This window comes from Bacillus infantis, assembly GCF_008180445.1.
In the GTDB taxonomy this organism is placed as follows: Bacteria; Bacillota; Bacilli; order Bacillales; family Cytobacillaceae; genus Bacillus_AB; species Bacillus_AB infantis_B.
Window position 1 is genome coordinate 103,165 of sequence record NZ_VTER01000007.1, and the last position, 14,775, is coordinate 117,939.

The 14,775-nt window shown below is 46.7% G+C and carries 13 protein-coding genes; all 13 read left to right on the forward strand.

The genetic code is table 11. From position 1 onward, the window contains the following. Positions 1-43: 43 nt before the first annotated feature. The 13 genes from FZD51_RS14545 to FZD51_RS14605 all read left to right on the forward strand — a co-directional run bounded on the left by FZD51_RS14545 (position 44) and on the right by FZD51_RS14605 (position 14,063). Positions 44-1,141 (forward strand): BMP family lipoprotein, encoded by a 1,098-nt coding sequence (locus tag FZD51_RS14545; protein WP_148975445.1) that lies wholly within the window; start codon positions 44-46, stop codon positions 1,139-1,141. A gap of 270 nt (positions 1,142-1,411) precedes the next feature. Continuing rightward, positions 1,412-2,947, forward strand: coding sequence for an ABC transporter ATP-binding protein (locus FZD51_RS14550; protein ID WP_148975446.1), 1,536 nt, complete (start codon positions 1,412-1,414; stop codon positions 2,945-2,947). Next, entirely contained in the window at positions 2,940-3,989 is a 1,050-nt protein-coding gene (locus tag FZD51_RS14555; RefSeq protein WP_148975447.1) for an ABC transporter permease, read from the forward strand. Before FZD51_RS14550 ends, FZD51_RS14555 begins: the two co-directional genes overlap by 8 nt. Next, positions 3,990-4,949: an ABC transporter permease gene (locus tag FZD51_RS14560; RefSeq protein ID WP_148975448.1), complete on the forward strand. Its 960-nt coding sequence runs from the start codon at positions 3,990-3,992 to the stop codon at positions 4,947-4,949. 152 nt (positions 4,950-5,101) lie between these two features. After that, entirely contained in the window at positions 5,102-6,169 is a 1,068-nt protein-coding gene (locus tag FZD51_RS14565) for a GGDEF domain-containing protein (protein ID WP_148975449.1), read from the forward strand. A 212-nt stretch (positions 6,170-6,381) separates the two neighbouring features. Beyond that, positions 6,382-7,662 (forward strand): EF-P 5-aminopentanol modification-associated protein YfmF, encoded by a 1,281-nt coding sequence (gene yfmF, locus FZD51_RS14570; protein ID WP_148975450.1) that lies wholly within the window; start codon positions 6,382-6,384, stop codon positions 7,660-7,662. After that, positions 7,663-8,949, forward strand: a complete 1,287-nt coding sequence (gene yfmH, locus FZD51_RS14575) for an EF-P 5-aminopentanol modification-associated protein YfmH (protein ID WP_148975451.1) — start codon at positions 7,663-7,665, stop codon at positions 8,947-8,949. Between the two features lie 60 nt (positions 8,950-9,009). Then, on the forward strand, positions 9,010-9,732 hold the full coding sequence (gene ymfI, locus FZD51_RS14580) for an elongation factor P 5-aminopentanone reductase (RefSeq protein ID WP_148975452.1): 723 nt from the start codon (positions 9,010-9,012) through the stop codon (positions 9,730-9,732). Between the two features lie 76 nt (positions 9,733-9,808). After that, the gene (locus FZD51_RS14585; RefSeq protein WP_148975453.1) at positions 9,809-10,072 is read left to right on the forward strand and encodes a DUF3243 domain-containing protein; all 264 of its coding nucleotides are present in this window, start codon (positions 9,809-9,811) and stop codon (positions 10,070-10,072) included. 210 nt (positions 10,073-10,282) lie between these two features. Then, entirely contained in the window at positions 10,283-11,077 is a 795-nt protein-coding gene (locus FZD51_RS14590) for a YmfK family protein (RefSeq protein WP_148975454.1), read from the forward strand. A 20-nt stretch (positions 11,078-11,097) separates the two neighbouring features. Next, the gene (locus FZD51_RS14595; protein ID WP_148975765.1) at positions 11,098-12,003 is read left to right on the forward strand and encodes a helix-turn-helix domain-containing protein; all 906 of its coding nucleotides are present in this window, start codon (positions 11,098-11,100) and stop codon (positions 12,001-12,003) included. Positions 12,004-12,195: 192 nt separating this feature from the next. Next, positions 12,196-12,774 carry a CDP-diacylglycerol--glycerol-3-phosphate 3-phosphatidyltransferase gene (gene pgsA, locus FZD51_RS14600; RefSeq protein ID WP_009791529.1) on the forward strand — a complete coding sequence of 193 codons (579 nt, stop codon included), beginning with the start codon at positions 12,196-12,198 and terminating at the stop codon, positions 12,772-12,774. Between the two features lie 47 nt (positions 12,775-12,821). Next, positions 12,822-14,063, forward strand: a complete 1,242-nt coding sequence (locus FZD51_RS14605; protein ID WP_148975766.1) for a competence/damage-inducible protein A — start codon at positions 12,822-12,824, stop codon at positions 14,061-14,063. The last annotated feature ends 712 nt before the right edge of the window (positions 14,064-14,775 follow it).

Consider the following 14,775-nt stretch of genomic DNA (forward strand, 5'->3'; position numbering starts at 1 on the left):
TTCCTGCTAAAATTTCAAACAAATTCCTTGGGGGGTACAAACCTTGAAAAAGCGTAAATTTGGTTTGGCGATGTCACTTGTTCTTGCAGCCGGCACGATTCTTGGTGCATGCGGAAACAATGATGAAAAAGACGATGCAACTGGTGAAGGCGGCACAGACAAAGAAAAAGCATTCTCTGTTGCAATGGTAACTGATGTCGGCGGTGTTGATGATAAATCATTCAACCAATCTGCCTGGGAAGGTCTTAAGGCATTTGGTGAAGAAAACGGCCTGGAAAAAGGCAAAGGCGGCTTTGACTATCTTCAGTCACAATCAGACGCTGATTATGCAACAAACCTGAACAACCTTGTTCGCCAGGACTTTGATGTAGTGTTCGGTATCGGATTCATGATGCAGGGAGCTGTTGATGAAATCGCTCAGCAGCAGAAAGATGCACACTTCGCGATCGTTGATGCAGAAGTACAGCAGCCTAACGTTGCAAGCATCCTTTTCAAAGAGCAGGAAGCTTCTTTCCTTGCCGGGATCGCAGCTGGCCTAACAACTAAATCAAACAAAATCGGCTTCATCGGCGGTATTGAAGGAGCAGTTATCGAGCGCTTCGAATCCGGCTTCCTTGCAGGTGTACAGGCGATCAACCCTGAAGCACAAGTAGATGTACAGTACGCTGGCGCATTTGATAAAGCTGAACTTGGCCAGACAATTGCTGCTAAGATGTACTCTTCTGGAGCAGATGTTATTTTCCACGCTGCCGGAGGAACTGGTAACGGACTATTCAAAGAAGCACGCGACCTTAAGCAGAAAGATCCTTCTAAAGAAATCTGGGCAATCGGCGTTGACTCCGACCAGACAGCTGAAGGTGTTGTCGGCGACCATAACGTCATCATCACTTCTGCACTCAAGCGCGTTGACAATGCAGTGAAAGACCTTTCAACAAAAGCTATGGAAGGAAACTTCCCTGGCGGCGAAATCACTACTTACGGTTTAGCTGAAGACGGTGTAGGCCTTGCAGAAATCAATGAAGAAGTTTCTGTGAAATCCGACATTGAAGCTGCTGTAACTGAGTGGCAGGATAAAATCAAGAGCGGCGATGTTGTTGTACCTGGTACAAGAGCTGAGCTGGAAAACTTCAAGGCTGAATAATACAAAAAGGGAATAAGGGGGTTGTAAGGCCCACTTATTCCTTTTTAATGCAAATTGCAGGCTGGAACATTAATTGAAGAGCAGAATGATTCTGCCTTTCACTTAGTGTTTTAGATATCTTCTCTGAAATATAGATGTTTAAGAAACCTTGAAAACCGGAATGCAAAGCCGCAGGCCGGAGGAATCGGCACCTGCCGGATTTTTTTACAGCTTCTAAGGTATGACCTCTTACTACTATATTTTCTATTAATTTGTGCGAGGAGTGGAAGAATGGAATACGTTATTGAAATGCTCAATATCCGCAAAGAATTTCCGGGCATTGTCGCAAACGACAATATTACTCTTCAATTGAAGAAGGGTGAGATCCACGCTCTCTTAGGTGAGAACGGGGCAGGAAAATCGACGCTGATGAACGTGCTGTTTGGCCTCTATCAGCCTGAAAAAGGCGAAATCCGCGTCAACGGAAAGCCGGTCAGCATCACAAACCCGAACATAGCCAATGACCTTGGCATCGGCATGGTCCATCAGCACTTCATGCTGGTCGACACGTTTACAGTCACTGAAAATATCATCCTCGGAAAAGAAACAACAACTGCCGGGAGAATCGATATTAAAAAAGCTGAACAGGAAGTAAGGGAAATCTCTGAGCGCTACGGCTTATCCGTAGATCCCCAGGCAAAGATATCCGATATTTCGGTAGGGATGCAGCAGCGCGTTGAAATCCTGAAGACGTTATACAGGGGAGCTGAAATCCTGATCTTTGATGAGCCGACCGCAGTTCTGACTCCGCAGGAAATCGGCGAGCTGATCCAGATTTTCCGGACATTGATCAAGGAAGGCAAATCTATTATCCTGATCACGCACAAGCTGAAAGAGATCATGGAGGTCTGCGACAGGGTTACAGTCATCCGCAAAGGTGTCGGCATCGGCACAGTCAACGTAAGCGAGACAGACCCGAATGCACTGGCAAGCCTGATGGTCGGACGTGAAGTCACGTTCAAAACAGATAAGAAGGCTGCGGATCCGAAAGAGGTTGCTTTTGAAATCAATGGGCTTACGGTTAAAGATTCGAGGGGCGTCCCTGTTGTAAACAATCTCAATTTAAAGATAAAAGCAGGCGAAATTGTCGGAATTGCCGGTGTTGACGGCAATGGACAATCAGAGCTGATCGAAGCAATCACCGGACTGAGGAAAGCTGAGGACGGCACCATCAGCCTGAATGGCAAAAATATCAGAAATCTGTCTCCGAGGAAAATCACTGAAAGCGGGATCGGCCATATTCCTCAGGACAGGCATAAGCACGGACTGGTGCTCGATTTTCCGATTGGCGATAATATCGTGCTGCAGACATACTACAAAAAGCCTTTCTCCAAATACGGGGTATTGAACTTTAAAGAAATTTACGATAAAGCCCGCAAGCTGATAAAAGAATATGATGTCAGAACGCCGACTGAGTATACGGAGGCCAGGGCATTGTCAGGCGGAAACCAGCAAAAAGCGATCATCGGCCGTGAAATTGACCGCGACCCTGATTTGCTCATCGCTGCCCAGCCGACAAGGGGCCTTGATGTAGGGGCCATTGAATTCATCCATAAACGCCTGATCGAGCAGCGGGATAACGGGAAAGCTGTTCTGCTTCTTTCTTTCGAGCTGGATGAAATCATGAATGTCAGCGACAGGATTGCCGTTATTTATGAAGGCGAGATTGTAGCGGTCGTGGATCCGGCTGAAACGACTGAGCAGGAATTGGGGCTGCTGATGGCAGGGTCGAAAAGAAAGGAAGCGGGTGAAAAGTCTAATGTCTAGTCGTTTGAAAAATATAATGATTCCTTTAATAGCGGTTCTGCTGGGAGTTATTGTCGGCACTATCATCATGATTGCGACAGGCTATGATGCGGTTGCCGGTTATACAGCATTGTGGAACGGAGCATTTGGCGAAGTGTATTACACTGGAGAGGTAGTCCGCCAGGTAACGCCATATATATTGGCCGGTTTGGCTGTAGCATTTGCTTTCAGGACAGGGCTGTTCAATATAGGTGTCGAAGGGCAGCTGATTGTCGGATGGCTTGCGGCTGTCTGGGTCGGGCTTGCTTTCGATGATCTCCCTAAGTTCATCCATCTTCCGCTTGCTGTACTGGCAGCAGCGGCAGCAGGTGCACTTTGGGCCTTCATCCCGGGCTTGCTGAAGGCTAAGTTCAAGGTTCACGAAGTGATCGTGACCATCATGATGAACTATATTGCCCTGCATGTAACAAACTATATTGTCCGTTCAGTATTGACTGACAATGCGGACAGAACTGAAAATATCGCAGAGTCAGCTACTCTGAGATCACCATTCTTTGAAAGCATCACTGACTATTCAAGGCTTCACTGGGGCATTTTGATTGCACTCGTATGTGTGTTCATCATGTGGTTCCTGCTGGAGAAGACTTCCAAAGGATATGAACTGAAGGCAGTAGGCTTCAACCAGCATGCTTCCCAGTATGCCGGAATGAATGTAAGCTCTAATATTATTTTATCAATGGTCATTTCAGGTGCTTTTGCCGGGCTTGCCGGTGCAATGGAAGGTCTGGGTACCTTCGGCTATGCAGCAATCAAAGGCGGATTCACCGGCGTCGGTTTTGACGGGATCGCAGTTGCGCTCCTTGGGGCGAACGGACCGATCGGGATCGTATTTGCAGCTATCCTGTTCGGCGGACTTAAAGTAGGGGCACTGAATATGCCTCTTGAGGCCGGAGTGCCGAATGAACTGGTAGATATCATCATCGCGCTGATTGTATTCTTTGTAGCAGCGAGCTACATGATTCGAATCGTCATCGATAAGTTTGGCAAGAAGGGGGTGAAATAAGTGGGCTTTATGGATATTTTGCTGATCATTGTTCCTTCCACGCTATTATGGGCAGCACCGCTTATTTTCACTGCATTGGGCGGAAATTTCTCTGAGCGCTCCGGTGTTGTCAACATCGGACTCGAAGGATTAATGGTTATAGGAGCGTTCACTGCAATTGTATTTAACCTGACATTTGTTGATTCACTGGGAAAAGCAACTCCATGGCTAGCTTTGGTCGCAGCTCTGGTCGTCGGCGGACTGTTCGCCCTCATCCATGCGGTAGCTTCCATCACATTCCGGGCTGATCAGACGGTTTCCGGGGTAGCCATCAACCTGCTGGCAATCGGACTGGCATTATTCCTTGTCAAGTTCATCTATGATAAAGGCCAGACAGATATCATCCAGGTGGGCTTCAGCAAGGTCGATATACCTTTATTAAGCGATATACCATTCATTGGGGAAATCCTTTTCTCCAATACCTATTACACATCCTTTGTTGCTATCATCGTTGCTATCATCGCATGGTACGTGATGTTCAAAACGCCATTCGGCCTCCGTCTGAGATCAGTCGGTGAACATCCGATGGCTGCTGATACGATGGGGATCAATGTGACAAGAATGCGTTATATCGGAGTTGTCATCTCCGGTGCGCTTGCTGGAGTCGGCGGCGGTGTTTATGCACAGTCCATTTCTTCTGACTTCGGTCACGCTACCATCAGCGGGCAGGGCTTTATGGCTTTGGCGGCACTGATCTTCGGTAAATGGCATCCGCTGGGAGCAATGGGTGCTGCATTGTTCTTCGGGTTTGCCCAGAGCTTAAGCATCGTGGGCTCCAGCCTGCCGCTGCTTGAGAACATTCCGAATGTTTATCTGCTGATTGCGCCTTATGTCCTGACCATCCTGGCATTGACAGGCTTCATCGGCCGCGCAGATGCACCGAAGGCACTTGGTACTCCATATATAAAAGGAAAAAGATAATCATTCAGAACCCGGTCATGCAGGCCGGGTTTTTCAATTGTTATAATAGATTGCCATTTAAGGAAAAAATTAACTGAATAGATTGACTCTTGGAAAAACCTGCCTTAAAATTAAATAGTTAATATTCTATCATTTCTGATCGGGGCCGTCATATGCCAAAATCCTTGTTTTCCTATGATTATCATACAGATAAGATTGTTTCCTATAGCAGATGGTTCATTCTCCTTCTGGTCCTCTTCATAAGCCATTCACCAGCTGCTCCATTTCAGGCAGAGAAGACAGCGCTTCCCGCAGTCCTTGCCGTATTTTCCTTCATCTATATTGCAGCCGCCCATATATGTACAAGCTTTATGAAAAACGGAAAAGCAAGCAGGCGCCTTGCGCTTGTATGGACTGGCTGCGACCATATTGCTGCAGCTGTCCTGTTTATGCTTTCTGGAAACGGGGCTGCCGTCTTTTATCCGCTGGCCATCCTGCTTACCGTGAATGCAGCCATCAGGATGGGCACTAAAGGTGCGCTGTTTTCAGCATTGTTCTTTTCAGGTTCTATTCTGGCCGGGGCAGATTTAGGGCAAGGTGCAGAACGCCTTCTTTTGTTATTGGGGATCCTATGGATTACCGGGATTCTGGCCGGTGGTGCTGCTGCCAGGGAATTGAGGCAAAAGTCTCAGATCGAAAAATTAAAAAGAATGGTGTACACAGATTACCTGACCGGGCTTGCCAATAGAAGAGCCTTTCATGAGCACTTGAACTCTATAGAAAAAACAGCGGAGCCGTGCTTCATCATTTTAGCTGATGTAGATGATTTCAAAGGTATCAACGACTATTACGGCCATCTTGAAGGCGATGAAGTGCTGAAAAAGCTGGGCAGCACTTTCATGAGAGCTGAAAAGCTGAACGGCTGCAGAATTTACCGCTATGGAGGAGAAGAATTTGCCTTCATTATCCCGGGCAGCCGCGAGGAAAAGGTCATTAACATGCTGACCGGCCTCCTGGACAGTGTGGCTCAGGAGGTTTTGGCCGGAGGGAAACAGCCTGTCACAATGAGCTTTGGCGCCAGTTTCTTAAAGAGCGGAAATGCAAAGCTTGCCCTTGAAGAAGCCGATGCCCTGCTTTACCAGGCCAAAACCAGCGGGAAAAGCAGGGCCATTTTCAGCAGCGGCCTTATCATGAAGAATACGCTGCCATCAAAAAAAATCATGAGTGCCAATAGCGGATAAGTGTAATCAAAAAGCAGTCTCCATAAAAGGGGCTGCTTTGTTTATCACATAAATACCCTCTTTGGCATACCTTCCCTGCGCATCAATCATTTGCTATCTCAATTTAGGAAGCGTTATAGTTAGAATATGTTTTATTTTTATGGAGAAGATTAAAAAATAACCTGAGCAGCGTCTACATAAGATAAAAAAAGCAGGAATTTAGGAGGATGTATATGGCCGTTATGGATGAAATCGTAAAAAAGATGGAAGGGTATGACCTCCATATAGTCAAGACCGGCAAATTCAAAACCAATACACTGATTTGGAAAATGAAAGCCCCTCTTCAAAAAGAAGATGCGACTGTAAGAGCGCTTTTACCTTATGTCCTGCAGAGCAGTTCAAGCAGATTTCCAGCCACAGGAATTCTCCGCTCGCATCTTGATGATTTATACGGCGCCAGTCTGTATGTGGACTTGGCGAAAAAGGGCGAGTACCATGTTGTTACTTTTTCAATGGATATCGCCAATGAGAAATTTCTTTCGGATCCTGCACCTCTGTTAAGGAAGGCTTTTGAATTCCTGGCTGAAATCCTGTTGAAGCCAAATGCGCAGGATGGGAAATTCAATGAAGAAACAGTCAGACAGGAAAAAAGGACGCAAAAGCAGCGGATTCAATCTGTCTTTGATGATAAAATGAGATATTCCAATTTCAGGCTTGTTGAAGAAATGTGCAAAGGGGAGCCTTATGCCCTTCATGTCAACGGCGAAATGGATGAAGTCGACAGCATTACTCCTGAAAAGCTCTACCAGTATTATGAACGGGCATTTGCAGAAGATCAGCTCGATTTTTATGTGATCGGCGACGTTGATCCTGATGAAGTAGAAGCAATGGCCGGGGAGTATCTGAAGTTCTCTCCGAGAGAGCCTAAGCAGCTTCCGCGCGGTTCTTCCGCTGAAGCTGGGGATGTGAATGAAGTTAAAGAAATCCAGGATGTAAAACAAGGGAAGCTCAACATAGGCTACCGGACCAATATCCTCTATGGAGATAAAGATTACTACGCCCTCCAGGTTTTCAACGGCATTTTCGGCGGCTTTTCACATTCCAAGCTGTTTATCAATGTCAGGGAAAAAGCAAGCCTTGCCTATTACGTCGCCAGCAGGCTTGAAAGCCATAAAGGATTGATGATGGTCATGTCCGGCATCGATAATAAAAATTATGACCAGGCAGTCGGCATAATCAAAGACCAGATGGAAGCCATGGTAAACGGCGACTTTACGGAAGAAGAAATGGCACAGACAAAGGCAGTGATCAAGAATCAGCTGCTTGAAACAATCGACACTGCCAGGGGGATGACAGAGATCCTTTATCATAACGCAGTTGCCGGCCAGGAAATTTCCCTTGACCTGTGGATGGATGAGATGGACAAAGCCACGAAAGAAGATATTGTCGCCGCAGCAAAGAAAATCAGCATGGATACCGTATATTTCTTAACAGGAACGGAGGCGGGCGAATAAATGGAAACGATCGTTTTTGACCAATTGAAAGAAAAACTATATTACGAAAAAATGGCCAATGGCCTTGATGTCTATATACTGCCGAAGCAGGGCTTTAACAAAACCTATGCTACCTTCACAACCAAATACGGCTCTGTGGACAATCACTTTGTCCCGCTTGGGCAGGAGGAGCTGGTAAAGGTTCCTGATGGCATCGCCCACTTCCTTGAGCATAAATTGTTTGAAAAAGAGGATGGCGACGTTTTCCAGCAGTTCAGCAAGCAGGGCGCTTCTGCCAATGCATTTACCTCTTTCACAAGGACAGCATATCTGTTTTCCAGCACCTCAGACGTTGAACGGAACCTGGAGACACTGATTGACTTTGTCCAGGATCCTTATTTTACGGAAAAGACCGTAGAAAAGGAGAAAGGCATCATCGGGCAGGAAATCACCATGTATGATGACAATCCGGACTGGCGCCTTTATTTTGGCCTCATCCAGAATATGTACCAGAACCATCCTGTGAAAATTGACATTGCCGGGACAGTGGAATCGATCTCCCATATTACGAAGGATCTTTTGTATGAATGCTATAACACCTTCTACCACCCGAGCAATATGCTGCTGTTTGTTACCGGTCCGGTGGATCCTGAAGCGATCATGGGGCAGATCAGGAGCAATCAGGAGAAAAAGGAATATAGTGACCAGCCGGCAATCGAACGCAGTTTTGAGCAGGAAATGACCGGTGTTGCGGAGAAGAAGCAGGTTCTGAAGATGAATGTGCAAAGCTCGAAATGCTTATTGGGTGTCAAAGCGCTTAATGTGAAGCAGGACGGCGCTGAGATGCTGAAGCATGAACTGACGCTGAATGTTATGCTGGATATCCTGTTCGGCAAAAGCTCCAAAAATTACGAAACGCTGTACAGGGAAGGGCTTATTGATGAAACCTTCTCGTATGATTACACACAGGAGCAGGGATTCGGCTTTGCGATGCTCGGAGGCGACACAAGCGATCCGGATCAGCTTGCCGGCACATTGAGGAGCATGCTGCTTGAAGCAAAGAATGGCGATGTATTCAGCCAGGAAGCGCTGGACAGGACGAAAAAGAAAAAGATCGGGGCATTTCTCCGTTCCGTCAATTCGCCTGAATATATCGCCAACCAGTTCACCCGTTATGCATTCAATGGTATGGACCTGTTCGAAGTGGTGCCTGAAATCGAGAAGATCAGTTTAGAACAGCTGAAAGAGACAGCAAATGTTTTTCTGTCTGAGGACAGATTTACTGTCTGCCAGGTTGTTCCCAAATAAAAAGGAAAGCGCCGGTTTCCGGCGCTTTCTGTCATTGTGGAAAAGGGAGCGGGACAGAAAATGAAGAAATTTACGTTGATTACCGGTGCGAGCGGAGGCATAGGAAGGGCAATTGCCCTCAAGCTTGCTGGAGAGGGGCACTCGCTTTACCTGCACTATAACAGGAACATAGAGGCCATTGATGAACTGCTGAGGGAGCTCGCAAGATTCGAAGGGGAATATATACCGGTCCAGGGTGATCTGGCAGATCCTCTCGGCTATAAGAAAATCGCTGGCAGCATCTTCTCCCTGGATGCGATCATCCATAATTCCGGGGCAGGCTTTTATGGGTTATTGGAAGATACAGACGACCAGATTCTCGAAAGGCTGATGCGGGTGCATGTACTATCTCCTTATGCGCTTACCAGGGAGCTGCTGCCCAAATTGATCCAAAAGCGCCATGGCAGCATCATCATGGTATCTTCCATCTGGGGCCAGGCAGGCGCCGCCTGTGAAACAGCCTATTCAGCAGCAAAAGGTGCGCAGATCGCTTTTGTGAAAGCTTTGAGCAAGGAGGTCGCCCTAAATGGGGTGAGAGTGAATGCGATAGCCCCTGGTGCTGTAAAAACACCGATGATGGAATCATTCAGTGAATCGGAAATAATGGAGATAGAGGAAGAAATACCGATGGGGCGGCTGGCAGCACCAGAAGAAGTTGCGAATGCTGCAGCTTTCCTGCTTTCTGAAGAATCTTCCTATATCACTGGCCAGGTGCTGGGAATCAATGGCGGCTGGTACATGTAAAATTACAGACAGATGCATATTTTGCCCCTCCTGTAAGCAAAATAACTTTGTACTATACTACAAGGAGGTACGAACAATGTCTGTATTGGATAACTGGAATCATTGGAAGGATTTCTTGGGTGACCGTCTTCACCATGCCCAGAATGAAGGCATGAACAAAGATGTGGTCAATGACCTTGCTTATCAGATCGGCGACTATCTTGCAAAACAGGTTGATCCGCAAAATGATCAGGAAAAGGTATTGGCTGATCTATGGTCAGTGGCAAGCCAGGAAGAGCAGCATGCCATTGCCAATATGATGGTCAAGCTTGTTCAGGACGACGGAACACAGCAGCAATAGAACTTTCCATACAGATTCATTCCAAAGAGAGGCCAAACCTCTCTTTTTTTCTGCATTTGGAGGCTGATTTGCAGTCAATGAAAAAATATGAGGAATGATTCGAAAGACATTGGTTTTTTCTTTCATCTTCAGGGAAAATCATTTATTATAGAAGCTAGACAAAAATATGCAGGAAAATGTCGGATTTGTCACGATCTGGGAGGTTTACCTATGGAAGAAAAAACGGAATGGTACCTTGAATACGAAATACAAAAAAACCGGCCTGGTCTGCTTGGTGACATTTCTTCGCTTCTTGGAATGCTCTCGATTAATATTGTCACCATCAATGGAGTTGATGAAGGGCGAAGGGGATTGCTGATCCTTGCAAAAGATCATGAACAAATCCAAAGACTGGAGTCTATTTTACATACAATGGACACAATAAAGGTAATAAAGCTCAGGGAACCGAAGCTGAGGGACAGGCTGGCGGTGCGCCATGGCCGATACATACAGAGGGACGCAGACGATAAGAAAACGTTCCGTTTCGTCCGGGATGAGCTGGGGCTGCTCGTCGATTTCCTGGCAGAGCTGTTCAAGCAGGAAGGACATAAGCTGATTGGCATCAGGGGCATGCCCCGCGTCGGCAAAACAGAATCGATCGTGGCATCAAGTGTCTGCGCCAACAAGAGATGGCTGTTTATGTCCTCGACATTGCTTAAGCAGACGATCCGGAATCAGCTGATTCAGGACGAATACAATGAAAATAATCTGTTTATCATTGATGGGATCGTTTCAACCAGAAGGGCAAATGAAAGGCATTGGCAGCTGGTGAGGGAAATCATGCGCCTTCCGGCAGTCAAGGTCGTTGAGCATCCGGATATTTTTGTACAGAACACAGAATATTCGATGGAGGATTTTGATTATATTATTGAACTGCGCCATGATCACAATGAAGAGATCAAGTATGATGTGGTTGAGAATAATGATATGTTCTCCGGGACTGATTTTGGAGGATTTGATTTTTAGTAAGGTGGAAGGTGTTTGTATTGACAGAACTAGGCAATCATTTAAAAGAGGCGAGGATCGAAAGAGGCATGAGCCTTGAGGATCTTCAGACAGCGACAAAGATCCAGAAGCGCTATCTCGTAGGCATTGAAGAAGGAAACTACAGCATGATGCCGGGCAAATTCTATGTCCGGGCATTCATCAAGCAATATGCCGAGGCTGTCGGCATAGATCCGGAAGAGCTTTTTGAGCAGTACAAGAATGACATCCCTGTCACCGCTGCAAGTGATGACATACCGGAAAAGCTATCAAGGGTTCAGACCAGGAAAAATATTTCAGGCAGCAGCTCCAAGCTGGCAGACATTCTCCCGAAAATACTGATTGGCGTCTTTGTTGTCGGCGTCATCGCGCTTCTCTATTATTTCATCGTTATGGCAAACAACGGGAAAGATGAGGGTGAGCCGGCCGATAACGGCAATACGCAGGGTGTTGAATACGGACAGTCGGATGATCTTGCAAAAGAAGAGCCTAAGGAAGAGGAAGGCCAGGAAGAAGGCGATGGTGCTGCTGAGGAAGAAGAGCCGGCTGAAGAAGAAAAGCCGGAACCGCCTGCACAGGAAGTTGCTGTCGTCGAGTCAGCTGGCAATGATACTGTATATGAAGTGAAGAATGCTGATCAATTCGTGCTGAAAGTGGTCAGCACAGGCGAAACCTGGGTGAGCATCAAAAATGGCAAAGGCTATTCTTTCTTTGAGGGAATGCTTTTAAAAGGTTCTGGCGGAAGCCAGACAATCGATTTGTCGAAAGAGTCTGAGGCTGTGCTCGTAGTTGGAAACACCTCCCAGACTGAACTGTATATCAATGACCAGAAGCTGGAATATGCTATTCCTTCTTCCCAGAGTGTAAAGCAGGATATTACCATCCGCTACACAAAAACGACAGAATAGCCATCCGTGTGATGGCTATTTTTTCTCCCGGCGGCCAAAGAAAGAAGGTTCAGCCCGATAAAAAAGTGAAAAAATTGCTATATTTATTTTTTTGCTGTAAAACTATAGAGTAAGACTTTTCTGGGGGCATGGATGTTTTCTCCGCCTTTAGCGCAAGTCTGCCGAAACTACATAGCTTTTTGGAGGTACATAATGAACTTGCCTAATAAAATTACCGTATCAAGGATCTTCTTGATTCCGCTTTTTTTAATTGTGATGCTTGTTCCCTTCTCATGGGGGGAGGCAGCCTTTTTAGGGGCTGAAATGCCTGTCACACATCTTGTCGGAGCCTTGATTTTTATCATTGCTTCTGCAACAGACTGGGTTGATGGCTATTACGCGAGGAAGCTGAACATGGTCACCAATCTCGGGAAGTTCCTTGATCCGCTCGCAGATAAGCTGCTTGTATCAGCAGCCTTGATTGTACTGGTCGACCTTGAACTGGCAGCTTCCTGGATTGTCATCGTCATTATCAGCCGTGAGTTCGCGGTTACAGGCCTCAGGCTTGTCCTTGCAGGCGAAGGGGAAGTTGTGGCAGCCAATATGCTTGGCAAGGTGAAAACATGGGCGCAGATTGTCGCCATTTCGGCACTCCTGCTGCATAACATCATCTTTGAATTAATTTCAGTGCCATTCGATGACATTGCGCTTTGGGTGGCGATGATCTTTACAATCTGGTCAGGCTGGGATTATTTCTATAAAAATCGAGCAGCTTTCATCAATTCCAAGTAATAGGCAAGAGATGTAAGATGAGGCGTCAACAGGAGGGGACAAAGGATATGAATGCAGAAATCATTGCGGTGGGTTCAGAGCTTTTGCTTGGACAGATCAACAATACAAACGCCAGATTCCTCTCCAGGCAGCTGGCGGATATCGGCATCAATGTGTTTTACCATACAGTTGTTGGAGACAATCCCTCCAGGCTTAAAGCGGCGATCGGGATAGCCGAGGAGCGCTCTGATCTGGTCATCTTCACAGGGGGCCTCGGCCCGACCAAGGATGATCTGACAAAAGAGGCCATTGCAGAGCATCTGGGCGCCGAGCTTGTCCACAATGAAGACGCGCTCCGCCAGATCGAGCTGTATTTCGAAAGGACCGGCAGGGTGATGACAGAGAACAACCGGAAGCAGGCTATTGTACTTAAAGGCTCTGAAGTGCTTCCGAATGACCATGGCATGGCACCTGGAATGGTATATGCAAAAGGGACTAAAACGTATATGCTCCTTCCCGGCCCTCCAAAGGAAATGGAGCCGATGTACCTCGCATACGGCCACCCTGCACTGCTTGCCAGGATGGATTCCCAGGACAAAATCCTCTCAAGGGTGCTCCGGTTCTTCGGGATCGGGGAAGCTATGCTTGAGACAGAAATCGAGGACCTGATTGACAGCCAGTCCAATCCAACGATAGCGCCCCTCGCTGCAGACGGGGAAGTGACCCTGAGGCTGACAGCCAAGCATCAAAGCCTTGATGCGGCACTGCAGCTGATAGAAGAGGCAGAAGAGAAGATACTCAGCAGGACAGGCGAATTTTTCTACGGCTATGATGACACTTCCTTAATGAATGAGCTGACAAAGCGTCTGAAGGAAAAGGGCTTGACGATCGGCTGTGCGGAAAGTCTGACAGGCGGCATGTTCCAGCAGGAATTCACTTCCATACCTGGAGCGGGAAGCCTTCTTAAGGGCGGAGTTGTCTGCTATACGAACGAAGTAAAGGAAAAAGTCCTGAAGGTAAAAAAGGAAACCATTGAAAAAGATGGCGTTGTCAGCAAAGCCTGTGCCTCAGAACTGGCTGAAAATGCAGCTTCCCTGACAGGCGCCGACATTGGGATCAGCTTTACCGGGGTAGCCGGTCCGGATGAGCTTGAAGGCAAACCAGTCGGCACGGTCTATATCGGGATAGCCATCAAAGGCAGGCCGGCACATGTGGAGAAGCTGAACCTCGGCGGATCGCGTGCAGCCAACCGATCAAGATCGGTGAAGTACGGCTGCCATTTCTTAATGAAAGAGCTGGAAGAGATATAAAAGGAAACAGGCCGCTGGAATATGGCCTGTTTTCTATTTTTCTGGTATAAGATCTACTTTGAACGGTCCTGTTCTTATTCAATTAGAGCAACATTAAGAAAAGCAGTTTAAGAGCAAGTTTTTTCTCCTCTCCCGACCATAAAAGAGCGGAGAAACATCCCGGATTTTATGAGGGAATCAGTGACAGGTTGAAAAATAAGCACAGGAATTCCCCCTATTTTCATAAACACTCAAAAAACAGTTCAAATAGACGGAGAATTTCCTGCTATCATCTCAAAAAACAGGAAAATGGCCAACTTCAATCCGCTTAACCGGAATTTTTCCGCTTATTTACACCCAGCCGGGCCTTGTTCAGCAGTATAACCGGAAATTCTCCGTTTATTTTAAGGCTTGCCGGCTACTCAATCTAGGAAAAGACTGCCTGATTTTAAAACCATTCCTTCACGATTCCGCCCCGTTAGTCAGATAACTGATCTGGCAATATGGCAAACTGCGAAACTCCTTAACTTCCCTTTCAATATTCAGAAAGCTTCCCGTTTTGCCGTTTCAGTATTAAAAGAGGCTTCAGAAAAGAGTTTTCTCTTGAGGGAACCGGGGTATTTACCCATCAATATCCCTCTCAAAAAAAACGAATGAATGTTCGACTTTTTACTCGACAAACAAGCGGAAAAAGTATATAGTAAAGATAGGTTCTTTGAGATAGATTTTGTAA

Excerpts from the sequence above, each read along its gene's own strand:
- FZD51_RS14550 (WP_148975446.1), top strand. The coding sequence starts at position 1,412 with ATGGAATACGTTATTGAAATGCTCAATATCCGCAAAGAATTTCCGGGC.
- FZD51_RS14555 (WP_148975447.1), top strand. The coding sequence starts at position 2,940 with ATGTCTAGTCGTTTGAAAAATATAATGATTCCTTTAATAGCGGTTCTG.
- FZD51_RS14565 (WP_148975449.1), top strand. The coding sequence starts at position 5,102 with ATGCCAAAATCCTTGTTTTCCTATGATTATCATACAGATAAGATTGTT.
- yfmF (WP_148975450.1), top strand. The coding sequence starts at position 6,382 with ATGGCCGTTATGGATGAAATCGTAAAAAAGATGGAAGGGTATGACCTC.
- yfmH (WP_148975451.1), top strand. The coding sequence starts at position 7,663 with ATGGAAACGATCGTTTTTGACCAATTGAAAGAAAAACTATATTACGAA.
- ymfI (WP_148975452.1), top strand. The coding sequence starts at position 9,010 with ATGAAGAAATTTACGTTGATTACCGGTGCGAGCGGAGGCATAGGAAGG.
- FZD51_RS14585 (WP_148975453.1), top strand. The coding sequence starts at position 9,809 with ATGTCTGTATTGGATAACTGGAATCATTGGAAGGATTTCTTGGGTGAC.
- FZD51_RS14590 (WP_148975454.1), top strand. The coding sequence starts at position 10,283 with ATGGAAGAAAAAACGGAATGGTACCTTGAATACGAAATACAAAAAAAC.
- pgsA (WP_009791529.1), top strand. The coding sequence starts at position 12,196 with ATGAACTTGCCTAATAAAATTACCGTATCAAGGATCTTCTTGATTCCG.
- FZD51_RS14605 (WP_148975766.1), top strand. The coding sequence starts at position 12,822 with ATGAATGCAGAAATCATTGCGGTGGGTTCAGAGCTTTTGCTTGGACAG.